At 69.9% G+C, this 21,653-nt stretch carries 22 protein-coding genes; 7 read left to right on the top strand and 15 right to left on the bottom strand.

What is annotated here, in order from left to right; all coding sequences use genetic code 11:
- The 6 genes from MOQ72_RS40995 to MOQ72_RS40970 form a co-directional block, all read right to left on the bottom strand.
- The coding region (locus MOQ72_RS40995; RefSeq protein ID WP_242191386.1) for a phosphatidylglycerol lysyltransferase domain-containing protein at positions 1-926 on the bottom strand (926 nt) is incomplete at its 3' end.
- A 211-nt stretch (positions 927-1,137) separates the two neighbouring features.
- Positions 1,138-3,375, bottom strand: coding sequence for an ATP-dependent DNA helicase RecG (recG, locus tag MOQ72_RS40990; protein ID WP_242191385.1), 2,238 nt, complete (start codon positions 3,373-3,375; stop codon positions 1,138-1,140).
- A gap of 76 nt (positions 3,376-3,451) precedes the next feature.
- Positions 3,452-3,916, bottom strand: coding sequence for a hypothetical protein (locus MOQ72_RS40985; RefSeq protein ID WP_242191384.1), 465 nt, complete (start codon positions 3,914-3,916; stop codon positions 3,452-3,454).
- A 71-nt stretch (positions 3,917-3,987) separates the two neighbouring features.
- A complete protein-coding gene (locus MOQ72_RS40980) occupies positions 3,988-4,941 on the bottom strand; it encodes a DUF1648 domain-containing protein (protein ID WP_242191383.1) in 954 nt (317 codons plus the stop codon).
- A gap of 67 nt (positions 4,942-5,008) precedes the next feature.
- On the bottom strand, positions 5,009-5,356 hold the full coding sequence (locus tag MOQ72_RS40975) for a GntR family transcriptional regulator (protein ID WP_242191382.1): 348 nt from the start codon (positions 5,354-5,356) through the stop codon (positions 5,009-5,011).
- 167 nt (positions 5,357-5,523) lie between these two features.
- Positions 5,524-7,077, bottom strand: coding sequence for a DAK2 domain-containing protein (locus MOQ72_RS40970; protein WP_242191381.1), 1,554 nt, complete (start codon positions 7,075-7,077; stop codon positions 5,524-5,526).
- A 275-nt stretch (positions 7,078-7,352) separates the two neighbouring features.
- On the opposite strand from MOQ72_RS40970, the gene rpmB reads away from it, so the two are divergent.
- Complete coding sequence (gene rpmB / locus MOQ72_RS40965; protein ID WP_242191380.1) at positions 7,353-7,544, top strand: 50S ribosomal protein L28; 192 nt, start codon at positions 7,353-7,355, stop codon at positions 7,542-7,544.
- 126 nt (positions 7,545-7,670) lie between these two features.
- Here rpmB and MOQ72_RS40960 read toward each other — a convergent pair whose 3' ends face one another.
- Complete coding sequence (locus tag MOQ72_RS40960) at positions 7,671-8,255, bottom strand: Rv1733c family protein (protein WP_242191379.1); 585 nt, start codon at positions 8,253-8,255, stop codon at positions 7,671-7,673.
- Between the two features lie 98 nt (positions 8,256-8,353).
- A complete protein-coding gene (locus tag MOQ72_RS40955) occupies positions 8,354-9,028 on the bottom strand; it encodes a uracil-DNA glycosylase (protein WP_242191378.1) in 675 nt (224 codons plus the stop codon).
- Positions 9,029-9,396: 368 nt separating this feature from the next.
- On the opposite strand from MOQ72_RS40955, the gene MOQ72_RS40950 reads away from it, so the two are divergent.
- Positions 9,397-10,737 (top strand): MFS transporter, encoded by a 1,341-nt coding sequence (locus MOQ72_RS40950; protein WP_242191377.1) that lies wholly within the window; start codon positions 9,397-9,399, stop codon positions 10,735-10,737.
- Positions 10,738-10,792: 55 nt separating this feature from the next.
- Here the strand turns inward: MOQ72_RS40950 and MOQ72_RS40945 are convergent, their stop codons facing one another.
- Positions 10,793-11,758 carry a thiamine-phosphate kinase gene (locus MOQ72_RS40945; protein ID WP_372495644.1) on the bottom strand — a complete coding sequence of 322 codons (966 nt, stop codon included), beginning with the start codon at positions 11,756-11,758 and terminating at the stop codon, positions 10,793-10,795.
- 97 nt (positions 11,759-11,855) lie between these two features.
- Here MOQ72_RS40945 and MOQ72_RS40940 point away from each other — a divergent pair, with 97 nt between their 5' ends.
- Together MOQ72_RS40940 and MOQ72_RS40935 are read left to right on the top strand one after the other, a co-directional pair.
- Positions 11,856-12,089 carry an Lrp/AsnC ligand binding domain-containing protein gene (locus MOQ72_RS40940; RefSeq protein WP_188986267.1) on the top strand — a complete coding sequence of 78 codons (234 nt, stop codon included), beginning with the start codon at positions 11,856-11,858 and terminating at the stop codon, positions 12,087-12,089.
- 115 nt (positions 12,090-12,204) lie between these two features.
- On the top strand, positions 12,205-12,783 hold the full coding sequence (locus tag MOQ72_RS40935) for a DUF3515 domain-containing protein (RefSeq protein WP_242191375.1): 579 nt from the start codon (positions 12,205-12,207) through the stop codon (positions 12,781-12,783).
- A 138-nt stretch (positions 12,784-12,921) separates the two neighbouring features.
- Here MOQ72_RS40935 and MOQ72_RS40930 read toward each other — a convergent pair whose 3' ends face one another.
- Together MOQ72_RS40930 and pdxR are read right to left on the bottom strand one after the other, a co-directional pair.
- A complete protein-coding gene (locus tag MOQ72_RS40930) occupies positions 12,922-14,013 on the bottom strand; it encodes a D-alanine--D-alanine ligase family protein (protein ID WP_242191374.1) in 1,092 nt (363 codons plus the stop codon).
- A gap of 141 nt (positions 14,014-14,154) precedes the next feature.
- Positions 14,155-15,567 (bottom strand): MocR-like pyridoxine biosynthesis transcription factor PdxR, encoded by a 1,413-nt coding sequence (gene pdxR, locus MOQ72_RS40925; protein ID WP_242191373.1) that lies wholly within the window; start codon positions 15,565-15,567, stop codon positions 14,155-14,157.
- A gap of 60 nt (positions 15,568-15,627) precedes the next feature.
- On the opposite strand from pdxR, the gene MOQ72_RS40920 reads away from it, so the two are divergent.
- Positions 15,628-16,290 (top strand): pyridoxamine 5'-phosphate oxidase family protein, encoded by a 663-nt coding sequence (locus MOQ72_RS40920; RefSeq protein WP_242191372.1) that lies wholly within the window; start codon positions 15,628-15,630, stop codon positions 16,288-16,290.
- Between the two features lie 89 nt (positions 16,291-16,379).
- Positions 16,380-17,015: an FMN-binding negative transcriptional regulator gene (locus MOQ72_RS40915; protein ID WP_242191371.1), complete on the top strand. Its 636-nt coding sequence runs from the start codon at positions 16,380-16,382 to the stop codon at positions 17,013-17,015.
- A gap of 21 nt (positions 17,016-17,036) precedes the next feature.
- On the opposite strand, the gene MOQ72_RS40910 is transcribed toward MOQ72_RS40915, so the two are convergent.
- The 4 genes from MOQ72_RS40910 to MOQ72_RS40895 form a co-directional block, all read right to left on the bottom strand.
- Positions 17,037-17,525: a cysteine dioxygenase gene (locus MOQ72_RS40910; RefSeq protein WP_242191370.1), complete on the bottom strand. Its 489-nt coding sequence runs from the start codon at positions 17,523-17,525 to the stop codon at positions 17,037-17,039.
- A 336-nt stretch (positions 17,526-17,861) separates the two neighbouring features.
- Positions 17,862-18,968, bottom strand: coding sequence for a cystathionine gamma-lyase (locus MOQ72_RS40905; protein WP_242191369.1), 1,107 nt, complete (start codon positions 18,966-18,968; stop codon positions 17,862-17,864).
- Between the two features lie 36 nt (positions 18,969-19,004).
- Positions 19,005-20,012, bottom strand: coding sequence for an NAD(P)H-dependent glycerol-3-phosphate dehydrogenase (locus tag MOQ72_RS40900; RefSeq protein WP_242191368.1), 1,008 nt, complete (start codon positions 20,010-20,012; stop codon positions 19,005-19,007).
- Positions 19,999-20,778 carry a lysophospholipid acyltransferase family protein gene (locus MOQ72_RS40895; protein WP_242191367.1) on the bottom strand — a complete coding sequence of 260 codons (780 nt, stop codon included), beginning with the start codon at positions 20,776-20,778 and terminating at the stop codon, positions 19,999-20,001. The genes MOQ72_RS40900 and MOQ72_RS40895 overlap by 14 nt, the downstream gene beginning before the upstream one ends.
- A gap of 132 nt (positions 20,779-20,910) precedes the next feature.
- Between MOQ72_RS40895 and cofC the strand changes: the two genes are divergently transcribed.
- A partial coding sequence (gene cofC, locus MOQ72_RS40890) for a 2-phospho-L-lactate guanylyltransferase (protein WP_308198057.1) occupies positions 20,911-21,653 on the top strand: 743 nt, incomplete at its 3' end.

The following is a 21,653-nucleotide window of genomic DNA, read 5'->3' as shown; positions in this document are numbered from 1 at the left end:
CCGCTGCCCAGGCAGACCCCGGCGACCACCCGGTAGGTGATCGCAGCCTTGCCACTGTCCGAGAACACCACTGCCTTATCCCGCCGGGTGGCGAAGTAGCCGAGCGAATCCCGCTCCCCATGCTCCGCGAGCAGTCGCCGAACATGCTGCTCCTCTTCAGGACGCAGGGCAGCGGCCAACCGCTGCGCCCGCAACAGCAGGAACAGCGCCGTGAACAACGCCGCCGTACCAAACAGCCCGAGCACCAGATTGACCCAACCAGGCGCGTGCCCGACACGCGTCACGTCGAACACGACCGCCCCGCCGAGCACCCGCTCAACGGTCCAGGTGAACCGCTCCGCCGCGTCGCCCAGCGAGCCCGGAAACGCCGTCACCAGGCCGTAGCCGAGACCAACGAACACCGAGACGAGCAGCACGAACACCGTCACCGCCAACGTCGCGCTGCCACGCTTGGCGCGACCGGAGAACTCGCCGCGCGCCCACCAGAGCAGTCCGGCGAAGATGGCGGTGACCACGATGTTCGTCACGAAGATCCACACGTGGTGCAGCGGCAGCTGGTAGCGGGCGCCCATCCCGTCCATCCACAGCGTCTGGGCGTGGTCAGACAGGGCCACGAGCACCACGACGTCAGCGAATGCCTGCAGGCCCAAAAGCGCCAGCAGGATCCAAAGGGCCAGCCGCTTGCGACGGTTCAGAGCCGCCGCCAGGATCGCCAGAAAAGCGCCATATGCAAGGTTCGGCGGCGCCGGGAACAGCACGTCGTCGACGAACCTGCGCACCGGCTGCACGTGCCCGAACAGCGCCAGTCCCACCGCGGAGACCGCGCACATGAACGCGATGACGAACAACATCCCGGCGGTGATCCCCGGAACCTTGCCGCGCCACCGGTGCGTACCCGGTGTTACCCGAACAGCTTGCTGGACCACCCGTCTCTCCCGTAGCTGGCTGCGATTCGCCAACCCAATCTACGACCGGTCGCCCGCCGCCGGTCAACGACCCGACCGCGCGAACGCGGGATTCTCCTTGATCTACCGCCCAATTCGTGATGTCTGCCCACAAAGGACTAATCGGTCGTGAGTGCCCATGTCCGCCATACCGCACAGGGCTCCAGCCCGGCTACGCACTCACGACGGCCGATCAAGTCTTCTCCAGGTACTCGGCGCGGTCGGCGTCGACGACCTCGGCAACCATGCGTGCCAGCCCCGGGTACTCGCGAAGCTTGGGGTCTGCGCCGATCAGCCGGTCGGCTTCCTCGCGGGCCCGGGCGATCACGTCCTCGTCGCGCAGCAGCGACAGCATCTTCAGGCCCGACTTCCGGCCGGACTGCGCCGCACCGAGGATGTCGCCTTCGCGGCGCAGCTCCAGGTCCAGGCGGGCGAGCTCGAAGCCGTCGGTGGTGGACGCGACCGCATCCAGCCGCTCCCGCGTGGTGGTACCGCCCATCGCGTCGGTGACCAGCAGGCACAGGCCCGGCGCGCTGCCCCGGCCGACCCGGCCGCGCAACTGGTGCAGCTGGCTGACGCCGAACCGGTCGGCATCCATGATCACCATGACGGTGGCGTTCGGGACGTTGACGCCGACCTCGACCACGGTGGTGGCGACCAGGACGTCGAGCTCCCCGGCGGCGAAGGCGCGCATCACCGCGTCCTTGTCGTCGGCGGGCAGCCGACCGTGCAGGATGCCCACCCGCAGGCCCGCCAACGGCCCGGCGCCCAACTGCTCGGCGACGTCGAGCACCGCCAGCGGCGGCCGCCGCTCCTCGCCGTCCTCTGGCGGCGGTTCCTCGCCGCCCCCGTCGCTGTCGTCCACAGCGGACTTCGCGGCTTTCTTCTTGCCCTTGCCCGAGTTCTCCTCGTCGTCGCCGATCCGCGGGCACACCACGTACACCTGGTGCCCGGCCGCGACCTCCTCGCGGATGCGCGCCCAGGCCCGATCCAGCCAGCTGGGTTTCTCCGCCACCGGAACGACACTCGTGCTGATCGGCGAGCGGCCCTGCGGAAGTTCCCGCAGCGCCGAGGTTTCCAGGTCGCCGTACACCGTCATCGCCACGGTGCGCGGGATCGGCGTCGCGGTCATGACGAGCACGTGCGGCGAAACCTCGTCCCCGCCGCGCGCCCGCAGCGCGTCGCGCTGCTCAACACCGAACCGGTGCTGCTCGTCGACGACCACCAAGCCGAGGTCCGCGAACGAAACCCGGTCCTGGATCAGCGCATGCGTGCCGACGACGATCCCGGCTTCCCCGGAAGCCGCCTCCAGCAATGCCTTCTTGCGCTGCGCCGCGGTCAGCGAACCGGTCAGCAGCGTGACGCGGGTGGCGTTGTCCGCACCGCCGAGCTCCCCGGCCATCGCCAGGTCGCCGAGCAGTTCGCGCAGCGAGCGGGCGTGCTGCGCGGCGAGCACTTCGGTCGGTGCGAGCATCGCGGCCTGCCGACCGGAATCCACCACCTGCAGCATCGCGCGCAACGCGACCACCGTCTTGCCGCTGCCGACCTCGCCCTGCACCAGGCGGTTCATCGGGTGTTCGGTGGTCAGGTCCACGGCGATCTGTTCGCCGATCTCCCGCTGGCCGTTGGTCAGCTCGAACGGCATCCGCTGGTCGAACTCGGCCAGCACCCCGTCGTCGCGCCGCTGGCACACCGGTGCCGGGTGCGACTTCGCCGCGCCGCGCAGCTGGGCCAGCACCAACTGCACCGCCAGCGCCTCGTCCCACTTCAACCGGTCCTGCGCAGCCGCCACTTCGGCGAAGTTCTGCGGCCGGTGGATCTTGCGCAGCGCCGATTCCAGGTCGGCCAGCCCCATCCGCTCGCGCAGCGCCACCGGCAGCGGGTCGTCGGTGCCGCTCCAGACGTCCAGCACCTGGCGCACGCACCGCCCGATGGACCACGACGGCAAGCCCTGCGCCGCCGGGTAGACCGGGATCAGCGCGGCGGCGAACTCCTCTGCCGCCGAACCGAGATCCGTGCTCTCCGAGTCGAACAGCTGGTACTCCGGGTGCGCCAGTTGCAGTTGGTTTCGGTAGGCGGTGACCTTGCCCGCGAACATCCCGCGCCGACCGGGCAGCAACTCGCGCTCCCGCCACGCCTGGTTGAAGAACGTGCAGCTCAGCGAGCGGTGTCCGTCGGTGATGCGGGCTTCCACGATGGTGCCCCGGCGCGACTTCATGGTGCGCTTGGTGACCCGCTCCACCTGCGCCAGCACGGTGGCGTGCTCGCCGATCTCCAGGCCGGCGATGGCGGTCAGCTCGCCGCGTTCGGCGTAGCGCCGCGGGTAGTGCCGCAGCAAGTCGCCCACGGTGGCCAGGCCCAGCGCCGAATCGAGCGCTTTGCCGGTCTTGGCGCCGAGCACCCCGTCGAGCTTCGCGTCCAATGTGGTCACTGCTTGTCCTCCGCGTCACCGGTCGTCCAGCCGGGCAGGCACACCGCAAATTATCGAACAGCACCGACGCCGTCGATCAGTCGGTGGCGGCCGGTTCCTGCGCGCTCCGGCTGCCCAACCGCCAGCCCAGCCAACCCGCCAACGGCCCGGCCAGCAGCAGCCAGCCCTGGCCGGTGAGCTCGGCGGCGTCCCGGAAGTCCGGGGCGTCCAGGTTGGCCACGGTAGTCAGTACGACGGTGCCGAGCATCAGCGAACCGAAGACGCCCAACGCCGCCCCGGCCCAAGCCAGCCCGCGCCGCCGCAGCACCCCGCGAACCCCGAACACGCTCCAGACCGCGGCGACCACCAGCCACCAGACGAGCTTGCCGAACAGGAAATCGCGCAGCGAGCTGGAGCTCTCGGGTGACCCGGACGACGCCCACTCGACGGCGATCGGCTCGGGCAGCCGGGCGCGCAACGCCAGCGGAACGGCGACCATCAGCAGCGCGACGAGCACGGTCCAGCCACCGACGAACCACAGGTATCGGCTTCGGACACTCACTGGGCGCTCTCCTGGCCACTCGACGACCACCAACGACAGTAGCGCCACGCGACGAGCCACGATCGTTCCCCTCACAGCGCCGAGCGTTCGGTGATGAGCGCGTTGGCCAGTTCGGCACCGCGTTCGGCGTGGTCGACGCTGATGACGAAGTCGCGGCCGGACGTCAACCGCAGGACCAGGCATTCGCCGCCGCGCAGCATGATCGCGGTAGTGCCAGGACGCATCCGGTAACCCCAACCGCCGACCTCCAGCGCGCTGTGGGTTTCCGCCCGCGCGCTGTCGATGCGTGCCAGTCCGATCCGCCGCACCGGCCAGCGCTGCGGTCCGAACGCCGTGCGCACGCCGCGTTCGTCGACCTGCACCCGCGCGGACGACGTGGCCAGGCACGCCAGACCGGCGAGCAGCGGGGCCAGCGCGAACTGCCACGAGTGCAGGACGAGGGTCACCGCACCGACGAGCACCACGAGTCCACCGACGGTCCGCAGCACCGGGCTGGACACCGACGACAACCAGACCGCGCGTTCGCCGGGCTTCAGGTTCAACTCGGTGCCCGATTCGAGGGCCTGCTCGGATTGGTCATCCGGGCCGCGATTGCCCACGAACCAGCCGAGCCGACCCGCGAACCCGGCGGCCGCGAGCATCGGGAGCACCTGCCAGTTCAACGATCTGGCCTGCCGCCATTCGGCGATGTCCAGGTTCGCCCACACCGTGAGCGCCGCGAGTCCGGCGAAGAACACCCCAGCAGCGGCCAGGGTGGCGCCCGTGGCGGCCCGGCTGCGCCGCCGCCGCCAGTCGCGCGCACCGAACACCACGGCGCCGATGGAAATCGCCAACCAGCCGAGGACCACGACGAGCAGGAACCCGACGAGCGGCATCGAATCGTTTGGTGCGCCGGAAAAACCCCAGTGCGAGGCGATCGGATCAGGTAACCGGTCCCAGAACACCAGCGACCCGCCCGCCAGCACGACCGTTACCGCCACCACCCACAGCACCGCGGTGGCGAGGAACCGGGTTCGGCCGCTCATGCTGCCTCCCGCGCTTCGCGGGACACCCGCACCCAGTGAACGGGACCGAGCGCAACGGCGAGGTCGCTCATTCCGCCTCCTTGATCCACTCGATGACGTCGTCCGGCCGGTAGCCGTGGCGTTCGGCCTCGGCGAGCAACTCCCGGAGCTTCTGCCGCAGCCCGGCTTTCGGATCCGGTCGGCGCAGCACGGTGACTCCGCGTCCCCGGCGGAACTCCAACAAGCCCTCCGCCCGCAGCTCCCGCAGTGCCCGCAGCACGGTGTTCGCGTTGATCTCCAGCGCGACGGCGAGGTCCCGCGCGGGCGGCAACCGCTCGCCCGGTTCGACCTCGCCGTCGGCAATGGCACGACGAATGGCATCAGCGGCCTGCTCGTGCAACGGCCGCTGATCGTGCAGGTCCAACGACAACAACATGGTGCTAATGAAACTAGCACCATTCACTTCTCAATCTCCAGCAGCGAAGTTCCGCACACCGACGAACGCGCCTACCCAGCTCGTGCCAGATCCGCGAGGAAGGAAACCTTCCTGTCAGGTTCGTGAGTGATCATGGCCGCTAGAACGACCTTTTCCACTCACGACGATTACTCGACGCCGATGAGGAGCAGGGCGTCGAGGTTGCCGCCGGGGTAGCAGGCGAGCTCGACCTCGGGGTGCGCCCGGCGGAGGTGGTCCGCCAGGGCGTCCGACAGCTCCGCCGGGGCATCGGCGTGGACCAGCGCGGTCGCCAACTCGCCTCCGGTGGACAGCAGTCGGGTCGTTAGGTCCCGCGCGACGGCCAGCACGTCGCCGCCGATGAGCACCACCTCGCCGTCGATCAGCCCGAGCACGTCGCCGGGTCGGCAACGCCCGACCCAGGTCAGCGCTTCGGCATCGGCGATGCGCAGCTCGCCACGGCGGGTCGCGGCCGCCGCCTCGGCCATCGACACATGATCGTCGGCCCGGCGTCGGCTCGGGTCGTGCACCGCCAGCGCGGCCAACCCCTGCACCGGCGATGCCGTCGGCACCACGACCACGTCCTGTCCCTCGCCGGTCAACCCGACCTGTTCCACGACCGCCGCCGTGGCGACGTCGTTGGGCAGCACCACGACATGCGCCGCACCGGTCGAATCGAAGGCCGCGCGAAGCCGTTCCGCTGTCAACTCCGAGCCGACGACCAGCACGTCGGCTCCCTCGGCGGCGAACAACTCCCCCAGCGCACCGCTGGGAACGCAGGCGAGCACCGCGACATCCCGCGCGAACGCGGCCTGCTGGTCGGCGAACCTGGTGACCTTGATCTTGTGCACCCGTCCGGTCTCGATGCCCGACTCGATCGCCGCCCCGATGTCGTCGCAGTGCACGTGCACCGCCCAGGAACCCACGCCGTCGCCGACCACGGACACGCAGTCGCCGATGCCGCGCAGCACGTCCCGCAGCGCCAACGCGCGATCTTGATCGGTGTCGGCCAGCAGGTACATGACCTCGTACTCGTACTGCGACTCGTGCTCCAACACGGCCGACTCGCCCAGGACCAGCACCTTCGGCGCGAGCCGCTCGCCGTCGCGCACCACCGCGTGCAACGCGTCGAGCACGATCACCAAGCCGCGCCCCCCAGCGTCAACGACTCCGGCCTCGGCAAGCACGGGAAGCTGGGTAGGCGTCGCGGCGAGTGCGCTGACGGCGGCGCGGGTCGCGTTGTGCACGACCAAATCGAGTTGATCCGATGCCGCCGCCGCACGCGAAGCAGCATGCAAGACCGATAGCACCGTTCCTTCAACAGGTTCGGCGACAGCCTGCCTGGCCAGCTCGTCGGCGCGGACGAGCGCTGCCCGCAGTGCCCGACCATCCGCCTCCACGACGTCGCGGAGCTGCTCGGCAACACCGCGCAGGGTCTGCGACAACAGCACCCCGGAATTCCCGCACGCTCCGCCGAGCGCGCCCTTGGACAGCGCGGCGAGCACCCCGCCGAGGGTGTCCGGCTCGGCCGCGTCGAGCGTTTCGACCGCCGCGCGCATCGTGTGCAGCAAGTTGGTGCCGGTGTCACCGTCGGCGACCGGGTAGACGTTGATCCGGTCGATGGCATCGCGCTCGGCGATCAGCGCGGCCAGGGCCAGGTCGGCCCACCTGCGGGCAGCCGCCGCGTTCAGCGTCCGCAACACCCGGGACCTCCCACGCAGTCACCTACGATCGGATTGTCCGAGACTAGTAGCCGCCCGCTCGGGCATCGGCCCCACCACCGGGGGTGTCGCTGGCGGTGGGCTACACTGATCCGGTCCCAGGGTGGCGATGACCCCGGGCAACCGGGTTCTCCGGGCTCAGGCCGCCGTCCTCGGCGGTGGACAGCAAGCTCTCACGCGAGTGCCCTCACTCGGGTGTCGCGCGCTTGCGTGGCTCTCATCGCTGTAACCGTCAAGCAAAGTAAGGGGTGTCTGACGTGGCTGCCGTCTGCGACGTCTGCGGCAAGGGACCAGGCTTCGGCAACTCGGTCTCGCACTCCCACCGGAAGACCAGGCGCCGGTGGAACCCGAACATTCAGACCGTGCACGCCAAGATCGGTCTTTCGCAGCGCAAGCGCATGAACGTGTGCACCTCGTGCTTGAAGGCCGGGAAGGTCGTCCGCGGCTGACGCGACTGCGCGCAACGGAACCCCGAGGCCGAACGCCTCGGGGTTTTCTGCGTTTCGGTACGCCCGGCGGTGTTGCCGATTTCGCGCGGTGATCGCCCGGCGCACGCGCCTCGAGGCGTCGGTCCGCTAGGAGGCGTGGTTGCGCCACTGCGGGCCGACCTTCTCCCATTCGGCGGCCCAGGCGGCGAGCCGCCGCCGAGTGACCCACAGCCGGGCACCGGTCAGCCCCACGGTGGTGACCAGCGCCGATCCGATCAGCACGCCCGCACCGGCGAGTCCGGCGGCCTGCGTGGCCTCGGCGCGGGTCAGCGGCGGCGCGGTCAACTGGCCCTGCTGGTCCAGCCACACCGGCACGGTGCCGGTTGCCGGAGCGCGCGCCGGTAGGTTCACGACGGCGAAGTGTTCGTCCGGCGGTTGACCCCAGCGCACCGCGACCGCCCGGTGGGCGGTGGTCGCGTTGTCGACTTCGGCGACGACGGTCGCCACGACCTGGTGCTTACCGACCTGTTCCCGCTCCACCTCGATGAGCCGACTGCGCAGTTCCGCCTGCGCCATGGAAATCGCCAGCACCACGGTGACCACGGCGATCAGCACGACAGCCAGCAACGCGATCGGTTCGAAGTAGTCGGTGCGCCGCCGCAGCGGGTTCGCGCCCGGAAATATCCTGCGGACCAGGCATCGCAGGTCGCTGCTGTTCCGCCGGGCTGGCATGACGAGCCTTCTTCCGCCCCGAGCGCATCTTCCGGCAAGGGTCAATGTACGACCGGGCGGGATCGAAATCCATACGCCGCGAGCAGGCAAAACGCCAGTCAGGGCAGCTTCCAGTCGATCGGCTCGGCGCCGCCCTGGGTCAGGATCTCGTTGGCCCGGCTGAACGGGCGGGAACCGAAGAAACCGCGGTCCGCCGACATCGGGCTGGGGTGCGGCGACTCGATGCATTCCACACCGGGCATCAGCGGGCGCAGATCACGGGCGTCGCGTCCCCACAAGATCGCCACCAGCGGCTCCTCGCGGGCGGCCAGCGCGCGGATGGCCTGCGCGGTGACTTCCTCCCAACCCTTGCCGCGGTGCGAGCCGGGTTTGCCGGGCCGGACCGTCAACGCCCGGTTGAGCAGCAGCACGCCGTGCTCGGTCCACGGCGTGAGGTCCCCGCTGGTCGGCATGGGGTGGCCGAGGTCCTGGGTGTACTCCTGGAAGATGTTGACCAGGCTGCGCGGCGGCGCGACACCGGGCGCGACGGAGAAGCTCAGCCCGACCGGATGTCCGGGCGTCGGGTACGGGTCCTGGCCGACGATCAGCACCCGCACGTCGTGGAACGGCTGCTCGAAGGCGCGCAGCACGTACTTCGGGTCCGGCAGGTAGGTCCGGCCCGCAGCGACCTCGGCGCGCAGGAACTCGCCCATCGTCTTGATCTGATCGGCGACCGGTTCCAGGGCCTGCGCCCACCCGGCCTCCACGAGCTCGTGCAGCGGACGTGCGGCCATGGCAGCACCTTAGCGAGCCGTCGAGATCAACCTCGCGGCCACCCCGACATCCAACTTACGAGGAGTCAATGTGTCTTAAATCACACTCGATCGGGTAACGAGACAGCCGATATGCCCCGGCCAGTATCCAGGCGCCGCACGAAAGCATCATTTTCGCCCGTCATCCGGCTAATTCGACTGCCAAATCAGTGACGCTGCGGGACAACGGGCGGACCGCTCGATCAGTGACCTTTTGCATAAAGGAAATAACATCGGAATGCACAATCCCCGGCTTTTGGTGGCCTCCCTCTGGCCGCTCGGCTAGGTTCTCCGGGGTTCCGAATCACCACGGCCGTGGATGGCATGACCCGGAGGTGGGCCGAAAACTCATGACTTCGCAGGAAACAGCCGAAACATCTGCCGAACAGCGCTCACTGCTGCGCCGCGCGGTCGGCGCGGCGGCAATCGGCAACTGCACGGAGTGGTACGACTTCGGCGTATACGCCTACGTGGCCGCATACGTCGGCCACCAGTTCTTCCCCGGCCCGTTGGAGACGGTCTCGGCCTTCGGCGTCTTCGCCATCTCCTTCCTGTTCCGACCGCTGGGGAGCCTCTTCTTCGGGCCGCTGGGCGACCGGATCGGCAGGCAGAAGGTGCTGGCGGTGACGATCCTGCTGATGTCGGGCTCGACGTTCGTCATCGGATTGCTGCCCACCTACAGTGCCATCGGCATCTTCGCGCCGATGCTGTTGCTGCTGTGCCGACTGTTGCAGGGCTTCTCCACCGGCGGCGAATACGGTGGCGCGGCCACCTACATCGCCGAGTTCGCACCGGACCGCCGACGCGGCTTCTGGGGCAGTTGGTTGGAATTCGGCACATTGGTCGGATTCGGATTCGGCGCGCTGGTGCCGACCATCCTGATCCTGAATCTGGACAGCACGTCGATGGAAACCTGGGGCTGGCGCATTCCGTTCCTGATCGCCGGTCCGCTCGGCGGCGTCGGGCTCTACCTGCGGAGCAAACTGGAAGACACCCCGGCGTTCAAGAACCTGGAAGCGACCCACCAGGTGGCCAAGTCGCCGCTGAGGGACCTGATCAGCGAATGGTGGCGGCAGCTGCTGATCCTGATGGGCATCGTGGTGCTGATCAACATCGCCAACTACACCATCCTGACCTACATGGAGACGTACCTGAAGGACACGCTCGACGTGCCGGACGGTCAGGAGTACCAGGTGCTGATCCCGCTGCTGCTCACCGTGGTGTTCATGCTGGTGATCATCACGCCGGTCGGTGCGCTGTCGGACAGGGTCGGCCGCAAGCCGCTGTTCCTGTCCGCGGCGATCTGCTTCCTCGTGCTGCCGATCCCGGCGTTCCTGCTGATCTCGCAGGGCACCGTGTTGACCACGGTGTGCGGCCTGGCGCTGCTGGCGATCGGGCACGTGCAGCTGATCGGACCGCTGGCGGCGACACTACCGGCGATGTTCCCGACCAAGGTCCGCTACGCGGCCTTCTGCATCGGCTACAACATCTCGACGGCGGCCTTCGGCGGAACCGCCCCGTTGGTCAACGACGCGGTGGTCAAGTCGACCGGGAACAACTTCTTCCCGGCGTTCTACCTGATGGCCGCGGCGCTGGTGGCGCTCGGACCGATCCTGCTGATGAAGGAGACGGCGAAGAAGCCGCTGATGCAGGACGCGCCGTCAGCAGCGACGACGCCCTCAACGACCTGACGCCGCTGAACGCGAAGAACCCCGATGAGCTGCGGCGCATCGGGGTTCTTCGCGTTCAGCGCCAATGCTGCCAGCCCGAGGATCCCTCGTACTCGCCACCGTCCACTGTGACACCGGAACCTTCCGCGACCACACCGATGGCCCGCCAGCCCTCCGGAAGCGGACGGCCGGGCGGGAACGTCGCGGCGAGCGCCTGGTCCTCGCCGCCGGTGAGCACCCAGTGCCGGGCGTCGGCGCCCAGCGCAGAGGCCACCTCGGTCAGCCGCTGCGGCACGTCCACCTGATCGGTGTGGATGTCGATGGCCACCTGCGACGCCTCGGCGATGTGGCCGAGATCGGCGAGCAGCCCGTCCGAGGTGTCCACCATGGACGTCGCCCCGGCGACCGCCGCCTGCGGACCGGCCGCGTACGGCGGCTCCGGGACGCGATGCGCGCCGACCACCGCGACCGGGGAGCGGAAACCCCGCCCCAGCACGGCCAACCCGGCGGCCGACCAGCCGAGCCGACCGGCCACCGCGACGACGTCGCCCGGACGCGCGCCAGCGCGGGTCACCGGGGCGCGGCCCTGCAGGTCGCCCAGCGCTGTGATGGAAATCGTGAGTGCGGTTGCCGACACCACATCGCCACCGACGATGCCGATGCCGACCTGCTGTGCCTCTTCCCACATGCCCGCGACCAACTCGTCGACCACGTTCGTGGGCAACTCCGGCGAGCAGCCCAGCCCCACCAGCAGGCCGGTGGGCACCGCGCCCATCGCGGCGATGTCGGAGAGGTTCACCGCCACCGCCTTGCGGCCGACCTGGTGCGGTGTCGACCAGTCGAAACGGAAGTGCACCTGTTCCACCAGCACGTCGGTGGTGGCCACCACCCGGCCGTCCGGCGCCGCCAGGACCGCGGCGTCGTCGCCCGGCCCCAGTAACGTGCCCGGCGACTGCGCGCGCCCGGCCGTTACTCGATCGATGAGACCGAACTCACCCAACTGGGAAACGGTCTGTGCGTCCTGCGACGAATCAGGACCCAACTGGGACCTTCCTTCCTTGAGCATCTGCTCGGTCAGATGGGGTAGCTTTCTGCCAGTTTCCTACCCCGAGCACATCGGCAAGACGAAGGGGCACGCCGTGGTTCAGGCTTACATCCTCATCCAAACCGAAGTCGGCAAGGCGGCCGCGGTGGCCGCCGAGATCGCCGGTTCGCCCGGTGTGATCAGCGCCGAGGACGTCACCGGTCCGTATGACGTGATCGTGCGCGCCGAAGCCGAGAACGTCGACCAGCTCGGCAAGATGGTCGTCGCGCGGATCCAGAACGTGGAGGGCATCACCCGGACCCTGACCTGTCCCGTGGTGCACCTGTAGTAGATCCCAGGGTGCCCGGACGGGCCGTGACTGCCGAGCACGGCCCCGCGCCCTTCACCCCGACGTGCGCGGCCCGCTTCCAACAGCCAGCGGCGGCCGTGCTGTAGTGGACGACGTGGTTCACCAATCAGCGACCGGAGTGCCCCGGCCGGTGTTGATCGTGGCGATCGCGCTCGGTGCGCTACTCGCCCTGGCGGTCGTCGGGATCGGCGCCTACGGCTGGTACGGCGAACACCAGGCGCAGCAGGCCGCGACAGCGGCCGAGCAGGCCCGGCGGACCGGACCGCTGGCGCTCGCGCCGGTCCCAGCACCGAAGGCGGCCACGCCGGAGTGCGCGGCGGTGCTCGCGGCGCTGCCGGGCGAGCTCGCCGTAGGCGGCGAGCTCGTGCCGCGCCGAGCGCTGGCGGAGCCAGCGCCAGCGGCGGCCGTCGCGTGGGGAGATGCGGAGCACGACCCGGTGATGGTGCGCTGCGGCATCGACGCGCCAGCGGAGCTGACGCCGACGGCGCAGCTGCTGGACGTCTCCGGGGTCAGCTGGCTGGAGATCAACCAGGGCGGCGACACGTCGTGGCTGGCCGTCGACCGCCCGGTCTACATCGCCCTGAGCGCGCCCCAGGACACCGGCACGGGACCGCTCCAGGACCTCTCCCAGATCCTCCGCAAAACCCTCCCGAAGCAACCCGTGTTCCCCTGACCGGCTCCGGTCGCCTTCCCAAATTTCCTAAGCGCCTGTCTTTGGTCTTGTTTTTGAAGTGGCGAAGCCGCTCAGCCCACCTACTCGCACCGCCACGCAAAACGAGTCGAAAACAGCCTCTAAAATCGGCCCGCCACGTCAGCGGAGGCCGGTACCTCGGGTGATGGCCGTGTCGACGAGCGTGCTCAGCAGGGTCGGGTAGTCGATGCCGGTGTGCGCCCACATCCTCGGGTACAGCGAGATCGACGTGAAGCCCGGCATCGTGTTGACCTCGTTGACGATCAGTTCGCCGTCCTCGGCGAGGAAGAAGTCCACCCGCGCGAGGCCCTGGCACTCCAGGGCTTGGAAGGCCCGCACCGCGGTGGCGCGCAGCTGCTCGATCGCGTCGTCGCCGATCTTCGCCGGGATGTCGAATTCGGTGACGTCGTCCAGGTACTTGGATTCGTAGTCGTACCAGTCGGATTCACCGGTCACCCGCAGTTCGGCGGGCTGCGACGCCTCGACCCGGCCGTCCGGGAACTCCAGCACACCGCACTCGATCTCGCGGCCGACCACCGCCGACTCGATGATCACCTTCGGGTCGGTGCGCCGCGCTTCGGTGATCGCCGCGTCCAGTTCGGCCCAGTCGGTGACCTTCGTGATGCCCAGCGATGACCCGGCCCGCGCGGGCTTGACGAACACCGGCAGCCCGAGCCGTTCGCGCTGCTGGTCATCCAGTGTGGACTGGTTGCGCCGCAGCACCTCGTAGCGGCCAACCGCCAAGCCCGCCGCGGCGAGCAGCTTCTTGGTGTACTCCTTGTCCATCGACACGGCGCTGGACAGCACGCCCGGCCCGACGTAGGGCACGTCGGCCATCTCCAGCAGCCCCTGGATGGTGCCGTCCTCACCGAAGGCACCGTGCAACACCGGGAACACCACGTCCACCGACGACAGCACCTCGCCGCCCCGGCCCGGCTCCAGCAGCACCAGCTCGCGCCGGGTGGGATCGCCGGGCAGCGCGATGGCGGTGTTCGCCACGACCTCGGGTTCCCGGCGGTCCTGGATCTCCAGCTGCTTCGGGTCGTCGGTGCCCAGCACCCACGCGCCCTCGCGGGTGATGCCGACCGGCACGACCTCGAAGCGGTCCCGGTCCAGGTGCGATAGCACGCTACCGGCGGACACGCAGGAAATGCCGTGTTCGGTGCTGCGCCCGCCGAAGACGACCGCCACCCGGATCTTGCGCTGTGTCATGCGCGGGACCATACCTGGCCTGCCAACGGACCGGGCCACAAAGGCCGCCTCGCTGGCTGCGCGTCAGCGGACCCGCGCATCCTGTCCTCGAAATCGCCCGTGGGTGGGCACCGCACGTCGGCTGCGAAGCGCAGAGATGGTTCACCTTTCGCCGCACAATCGGGCCAAAATCGGCAACGCCCGTTCCAGTTCACCGCGCGTGCACGCGGCGTAGCCGAGCGCGAGTCCGAACCACTGCTGCGGACCGCAGTGGTGTCGTCGCAGCCCGTCGAGCACCAGGCCGCGCTCGTCGGCCAGCGCGATCACCCGCTGCTCGGTTTCCGCATCCGGCAACGGCAACACGACGTGCGCCCCGGCGCGGTCTCCGAACACTTCGACACCCTCGGCGGCCAGCCCGTCCACCACGAGGGCCCGCCGTTGGGAGAGCTCCCGCCGCAGCCGCCGCAGGTGCCGCCCCAGGTCGCCGTGCCGGGCGAGCTCCACCAGGACGCGTTGACCGGCGGGGGCTGGGCCGGTGCCGGTGCGGTCCCGGTGCTCCAGCACGGCAGTGGCGACCGCCTCGGGAGCCAGCATCCAGCCGACCCCCAGCGTCGGGGTGAGGATCTTGCTGGTCGTGCCGAGGTGCACGACGACGTCCGGGGCCATCGAGGCGAGCACCGGCAGCGGCGCCACGTCGTAGCGGAGTTCGCCGTCGTAGTCGTCCTCGACGATCAACCAGTTCTCGGTGCGCGCCCGCTCCACCAGAGCGATCCGGCGTTCCGCGGGCAGCCGACCGCCAATCGGGTACTGGTGCGCGGGCGAGCAGTAGACCGCCTGCACCCCGCTCGGGATGGCGTCGACCACGATGCCCGCGTGATCGACCGGCGCCGGTACCACCCGCACGCCCGTCGACCGGAGAGCACCGACCGCGCGCTGGTAACCAGGTTCCTCCACCGCGACGGCGGCACCGCGCGGGAGCACTGCGGACGACAACTCCACCACAGCCGACGTGGTGCCGCCGGTCGCCAGCACGTTGTCCACGGTCAGGCCGCCGACGACCAGGCCGCGGTGCCGCAGCAGGTGCTCGACGACGGCTTCCCGGTACTCGACCAAACCCGCGCGGTGCGGCCGCCAGTCCGGCTCCGTGTCAGCCGCCGCACGCCAGGCGCGGCGCCACGCCGCCCGGTCGACGCCTTCCGCCCAAGGCACGCCGGGTGTCAGCACCACCATCTGTTCATCCGGCTGCGGCTCGCCGCGCTTGCCCCCGGCGGTGGTGCTGGACCGCGAACCGGGTGGACTCGTGGTGACGTAGGTCCCCGAACCGTGCCGACCCGCGATCCAGCCCTCGGCGTGCAACTGCTCGTAAGCCGCGGCCGTCACGGTGCGGCTCACCACCAGGTGGCGCGCGAGCGCTCGCGTCGACGGCAGGCGATCACCGTCGCGGAGCTGGCCGATCGTCGCCGCGTGGCGCAGCGCGTCAGCGAGTTGCACGGCTAGCGGGCGCGGATCGTCGCGGTGGAGGTCGATGGCGAGCTCCAGCAGCGGTGAACTCGCCGCGGGCACGGAATGTGGCATTTCGAAAATCTCCCTGATTGGCACTTCGATAATGCCACTTGTTGGAAGATCCTGTTCGACGTGACCCGACAGCTCTCCACCACCGACCGGACCACCGTCCGCCGCGGCAGCGCGAAGGCGCGCACCGAGCGCAGCGACCTGCACGCCATTCTGGACGCTGGCCTGATCTGCCACCTCGGGCTGCTCGTCGACGACTCACCCAGGGTGCTGCCCACCGGTTACGGCCGGAGCGGCGACACGCTCTACGTGCACGGCTCGACCGGGGCGCGGAGCCTGCGCGAGGCCGCCGGAGGCGTCGAGGTCTGCGTCACGGTGACCCACCTCGACGGGATCGTCTACGCGCGTTCGCTGTTCCACCACTCCGTGAACTACCGGTCCGCGATGATCCACGGGCGGGCGCGGGACGTCGTCGACGCCGACGAGAAGTGGCGGGCGTTGCGGGTGATCACCGACCAACTCGCCCCCGGCTCGTGGGAGCACGCGCGGCAGCCGAACAAGCGGGAGTTGGCCGCCACCGCGGTCCTCGCCGTCGACCTCGCCGAGGCGGCGGTGAAGATCCGCACCGGCGGCCCGAGCGACGACGTCGAGGACGTCGAGGCGGACAAGGCATGGGCGGGCGTGCTCCCGCTGCGCACGCAGTGGGGTGCGCCGGAACCTTCGGCGGATCTGCCGCCGAAGTTCGAAGTTCCGCCGCACGTGACCGAGCGGGAGTACCCGGCATGACCGTCATCACGGGACGCAGCGCCGCTACCTGGGTTCCGGGTACGTGATCCCGGCACTGCACTTCGCAAAACGCACGTCGGAGGTCTGAAATGCTGGTCCACCCCTGGGATTCGGCGCTCGACGAGCAGGAGTGGCGGCAATGGCTGGCCGACGGGCACGACTTCGGCCAACTCGTCGCCGTGGACCCGGATCGGCGCCCTGTGGTGCAGCCGGTGCATTTCGCGCTGCACGACGACCGCGTCCTGCTGCACCTGGCGCGGCCCAACCCGATCTGGCGCGCGCTGGAGCACGATCCGCACTGCGTGCTGTCGATTGTGGACGACTACGCCTACATCCCCGGCCCGTGGCGGGTCGAGGCGGACACCCCGCCCACATCGGGCGTGCCGACGAGCCACTACGCCAGCGTGCAACTCTCGGGCACGGCCGAGCTGGTGGACGACCCCGATGTCAAGGCCGCGTTGCTGCAACGGCAGATCGAGCACTTCCAGCCCGCTGGCGGGACGGCCGAGGTGACCGCCCACGACGGTCCGTTCCACCGGATGCTCAAGGGCATTCGCGGCGTGATCGTGCATGTCGAATCGGTGACCGCGAAGTTCAAGTACGGCGACAACAAGTCCGCCGCCCTGCAGGACTCGGTGGCCCGACGACTGATCAAAAGGGACGGTCCACGCGACCGGGCCACGGCAGCCCAACAACTCCGCCGCCTGCACGGCAGAACGCAGTGAGTGAAGGGCACCTTCGACCGACTATGCCGGTCGAAGGCGCCCATCACTGGTCACCTGTCCGGTGACGGGGTCGTGGGTGTAGCGCGTCATCCGGGCTCGGGTGGGGCGGTAGACGTGGATGCTGACCGCCGGGTCCGGGCCGTTGTTGTGCACCTGGTGCACGTAGTTCGGCCCGAAGACCCGCGACTGCCCGGCGACCAGCGGGTGCAGCACCTCGGTGGAACCGCGCTGGATGACGCGCTCGGTCAAGGTGCCGGAGACCACGGTGAAGGCACCGGTGGAGCCGCCGTGGTCGTGCAGGTCGGTGTGCTGGCCGGGCAGCCAGCTCAGCAGCCACGCCTCGTAGCTCGCGGCGCGTGCGAGCAGACCCACCCAGCGCTCGTCCGGGTCGTAGCGCAGCAGGTGCGTCCACGAGGCGCGGTCGGCGGCGAGTTCACGGGCGATGCGGACCGGGTGCGCGATGCTGAGATCGGCAGGTGCGGCAACGGTATTCGGCGGAACGGCGAACACGGGAGATGTCCTTCGGGATCGTGATGAGCTCCAGGCACGCGGCGACGCGCCGCAGCAACCCGGCAATTACGGGAATCGATCAACACGAAGAACACAGACAGAGCGCGCTCGCGACCCGGCGCAGGTCGATGTGACCCCGTCGATCAGTCATAGCGCGCAACAACACGACGCAAACTGAACCAGCCAACCCCGCCGCGGGTCAACCCGAGCCGCGACATCTCACACCGAAGTGTTCCACCAGGGGTTTGTTTCAGAAGCGGCGCAACCGCGTGCGGTGTGGACTCAGCTCGCACCGCCGAGGTTCCGCCACGCAAGCCACTTCTGAAACGGTGTCTATCAGCCCAGGGCTTGGCGGACGTCGGCGACGAGGTCGGCCGGGTCCTCGCAGCCCGCGGAGAAGCGGACGAAGCCGTCCGGGACCGGGTCTCCCCACTGGGCTCGGCGGTCGACCGTGCTGTGCAGGCCGCCGAAGCTGGTCGCCGCCACGACCAGGCGGCTGCGCCGGACGAATTCCTCGACGGCCGCGGCATCGGCCAGCTCGAACCGGAACACCCCGCCCCAGCGGCGCATCTGCCGCCGTGCGAGATCGTGCGACGGATCGTCCGCGGCACCGGGCCAACGCAGCCCGGAAACCGCCGGATGATCGCGCAGCGCTTCGACGAGAGCGGCGGCGTTCTCGGCCTGCCGAGCCAGGCGCAGGTCGAGCGTGCCCATGCTGCGGTGCACCAGCCAGGTTTCGAACGGACCGGGAATGGCGCCGGACAGCGTCCGCGCCCGCACCAGCCGCTGCGCCAATTCCGCGTCGCGGACCGAAACGTGCCCCAGCAGCAGATCGCTGTGCCCGGACAACGCCTTGGTGTCGCTGGCGACGACGATGTCCGCGCCCAGTTCCAGCGGACGCTGCCCCAGCGGCGTCGCCGTGGTGTTGTCCACCGCGAGCAGCGCACCCGCAGCATGCGCTCGTTCGGCCAGTTCGGCGATGTCGCACACGTCGAGACCGGGGTTCGACGGGGTTTCCAGCAGCACCAGGCGAACCCCGGCGAAAACGTCGTCGTGCCACGGACCGGGCGTGGCGATCTCCCGGACGTCCAGCTTCAACTCGGTCAACTCGTCGCGCACCAGCTGGCGCGTCGCGTAATACCCGTCGCTGGGCAGGACCAGCGCATCGCCGGTGCGCAGCACCGCGCGCAGCACGGTGCTGATCGCGGCCATGCCGGAGGGCAGCAGGACGCAGTGCCCGCCGTCGAGGTCACCGATCGCCGACTCCAGCGCACGCCAGGTGGGATTGCCCGCGCGCCCGTAGAAATCGCCGCCCTGGAAGTCCTCGCCCAGGTGGAACGGAGCCGCGAACACCGGGCCGGGCAGCAGCGGCGTCCCGCTGACCGGTTCCGGGTGCCCGCCGCGCACGCACCGCGTGCCGTCGCCAAGATCCGATGTCGTCACAACTCTCCTACTCGATCAGATGCGCTGCCCCAGCGCTCATTCCGGCTTGCGTTCGCGCCCGAGCAGTTCGGCCGCCGCCGGTGCCGGTGCCAGTCCTTCGTGGCAGACCCGGTGCACCACATCGGTGATCGGCATCTCCACCCCGTGCCGCGCCGCCAGCTGCCGGATCGACGAGCACGACTTGACGCCCTCGGAAACCTGTCCGTGCGCCGCGGCCTGCGCCTGCGCCACGGTCTCGCCGCGGCCCAGTCGCTCGCCGAAAGTCCGGTTGCGCGACAGCGGGGACATGGACGTGGCGACCAGATCGCCCAGCCCGGCGAGACCGGCGAACGTCATCGGGTCGGCGCCCAGCGCGACGCCCAGCCGCGTCGTTTCGGCCAGTCCCCGAGTGATCAGCGAGGACATCGTGTTGTGCCCGAACCCCAGCCCAGCGGCCATTCCGCAGGCCAACGCGATCACGTTCTTGCACGCCCCGGCGATCTCGATGCCGACCAGATCGGTGTTGGTGTAGGGCCGGAAGTACCGCGTGGAGCAGGCGTGCTGCAGCGCGACGGCGCGTTCGTGGTCCGGGCAGGCCACCACGGTCGCGGTCGGCTGCTCGGCGGCGATCTCCTTGGCCAGGTTGGGACCGGAGACCACCGCGACGTGCTCCATCGGCACATCGGCGACCTCGCCGATCACCTCGCTCATCCGCTTCAGGGTGCTCAACTCCACGCCCTTGGCGAGGCTCACCAACGTCGCCTCCGGCGGCAGCAGGGGCTGCCACCCGGCCAGGTTCTCGCGCAGCGTTTGGCTGGGCACTGCGAGCACAACAGCACCGGCGCCGTGCATCGCCTCGACGGCGTCATCGGTGGCGCGCAGCGCCAACGGCAGTTGGACGTCCGGCAGATATCCGGCATTGCGGCGAGTTTCGTTGATCGCCGCGGCGACCTCCGCGCGGCGCGCCCAAAGCACCACGTCGTTGCCCGCGTCGGAGAGCACCTTCGCGAACGTGGTGCCCCAGGAACCAGCGCCCAGGACGGCGATCCGCTCAGGCAGCGCCATCGTTGTCCCGACCAGGTTTGCGCGCCGCGCTGTAGAACTCGGTAGGCGGCTGCTCGCCGCGGGCCTCGCCGAGCAGCTCTCGCACGCGGGTCATCGCCAGGTGCGTGGCCTCCCGCAGGGCGTGCGTGTCGTGCTCCATGCCGCGGTAGGCCGACAGGTCCAGCGGCTCACCGATGACGAAGGTGACCGTCTTGCGCGGGAAGGGCCGGAACCGCTTCTTGTAGTGGTCGTAGATCTCCCGAGTGCCCCACCTGGCCGCCGGGATCACCGGGATGTCGTGGGCCAGCGCCAACCGGGCCACCCCGACCTTCGGCGTCATCGGCCAGCCGTCCGGGTCCTTGGTGATGGTGCCGTCCGGGTAGATCACGATGGCCTTGCCGCGCTGCAACGCGTCGTGCGCGTCCTGCAGGCTCTTCTGCGCGTCGGAGGTGCCGCGGTAGACCGGGATCTGCTCGACGCCGACCAGCACGCTCTTGAGCACCGGCACGTTCCACAGCGTGTTCTTCGCCAGGAACCGGGGCACCCGCCCGGCGCGGTGCACCGTGACCGCGTCGAAGATCGGGTCCAAGTGGGAGACGTGGTTGAACACCAGCAACGCCGGCCCCTCGGCTGGGATGTGGTGCAGACCGGTCACCCGGACGCGGGCCAGCGCCGCGGTCAGCGGGTAGCAGACCGCGCGGGCCAGGCCGAGCCAGAACTTGCCCATGCCCCGGGCCTTTTCACTGGTCTGCCTCCGCTGGCGCCGGAGGCTCTTCGGTTCCGCCACGATGCAACTCCCTTTCCGGTCGCAAGCGCCAGCCAAATTACCCGCCGCGCCCCACCTCATCCTCAACCAGCCGGATCCACCGCCCCGCAGCGGGGCGAGGGCGCATTGTGCCAGTGCGGGGAAGATGGACCTGTGACCGCCGACTACGACCAGCCCCACGACCGGCTCCCGGCACCGGTTCGCACCGGGGTGCACCTCATAGTGCCGATCAAACCGCTGCACCTGGCGAAATCGCGGCTGGTCGGCGCGCGCCGACCAGCCGAGCACGCCGAGCTCGTCGCCGCGATGGCATTGGACACAGTTGGCGCCGCGCGCCGGGCGCCCGGCGTCGCCGATGTCATCGTGGTCACCTCCGACCCGATGCTCACCGAAGCGTTCGCCGCCGAAGGCGTCGAGGTGCTCGCCGACACCCCGGCAGACGGGCTCAACGCCGCGTTGCGGCATGGCGGCGGCCAGTTGCTGCGGCGCGGATCGGTGTCGCGGATCGGGGCGCTGCAAGCCGATCTGCCCGCGCTGCGGCCCGCGGACCTCGGGGCCGCGATCAGCGCCGCCGGGGACGATCGATCGTGCTGCCCGGACCGGCACGGCACCGGAACCACGCTGCTGCTGGCCGAACCCGGTCGACCGCTGGATCCCCGGTTCGGTCCCGGCTCGGCTGAGGCGCACGCCGAGACCGGGGCGAAAACCCTCCTCGGCCCGTGGGACTCGCTGCGGTGCGACGTCGACACCGAAGCCGATCTCGCCGCCGCGGTCACACTCGGTGTCGGCCCGCGCACCGCTGGTCGGGGGGGGGGGGGGGGGGGGGGAGGGGGGGGGGGGGGGGGGGGGGGCCCCCCCCCCCGACCCCCCCCCCCCCCCCCACCCCCCCCCCCCCC

Source organism: Saccharopolyspora soli (genome assembly GCF_022678645.1).
Taxonomy (GTDB): Bacteria; Actinomycetota; Actinomycetes; order Mycobacteriales; family Pseudonocardiaceae; genus Saccharopolyspora; species Saccharopolyspora soli.
Note: the sequence above shows the minus strand (reverse complement) of the source record. Positions and strands in the feature narration are given on the sequence as shown.

Excerpts from the sequence above, each read along its gene's own strand:
- MOQ72_RS40955 (WP_242191378.1), bottom strand. The coding sequence starts at position 9,028 with ATGGCCGCACGTCCGCTGCACGAGCTCGTGGAGGCCGGGTGGGCGCAG.
- MOQ72_RS40960 (WP_242191379.1), bottom strand. The coding sequence starts at position 8,255 with ATGCCAGCCCGGCGGAACAGCAGCGACCTGCGATGCCTGGTCCGCAGG.
- MOQ72_RS40950 (WP_242191377.1), top strand. The coding sequence starts at position 9,397 with ATGACTTCGCAGGAAACAGCCGAAACATCTGCCGAACAGCGCTCACTG.
- pdxR (WP_242191373.1), bottom strand. The coding sequence starts at position 15,567 with ATGCCACATTCCGTGCCCGCGGCGAGTTCACCGCTGCTGGAGCTCGCC.
- MOQ72_RS40980 (WP_242191383.1), bottom strand. The coding sequence starts at position 4,941 with ATGAGCGGCCGAACCCGGTTCCTCGCCACCGCGGTGCTGTGGGTGGTG.
- MOQ72_RS40900 (WP_242191368.1), bottom strand. The coding sequence starts at position 20,012 with ATGGCGCTGCCTGAGCGGATCGCCGTCCTGGGCGCTGGTTCCTGGGGC.
- MOQ72_RS40915 (WP_242191371.1), top strand. The coding sequence starts at position 16,380 with ATGCTGGTCCACCCCTGGGATTCGGCGCTCGACGAGCAGGAGTGGCGG.
- MOQ72_RS40930 (WP_242191374.1), bottom strand. The coding sequence starts at position 14,013 with ATGACACAGCGCAAGATCCGGGTGGCGGTCGTCTTCGGCGGGCGCAGC.
- MOQ72_RS40975 (WP_242191382.1), bottom strand. The coding sequence starts at position 5,356 with ATGTTGTTGTCGTTGGACCTGCACGATCAGCGGCCGTTGCACGAGCAG.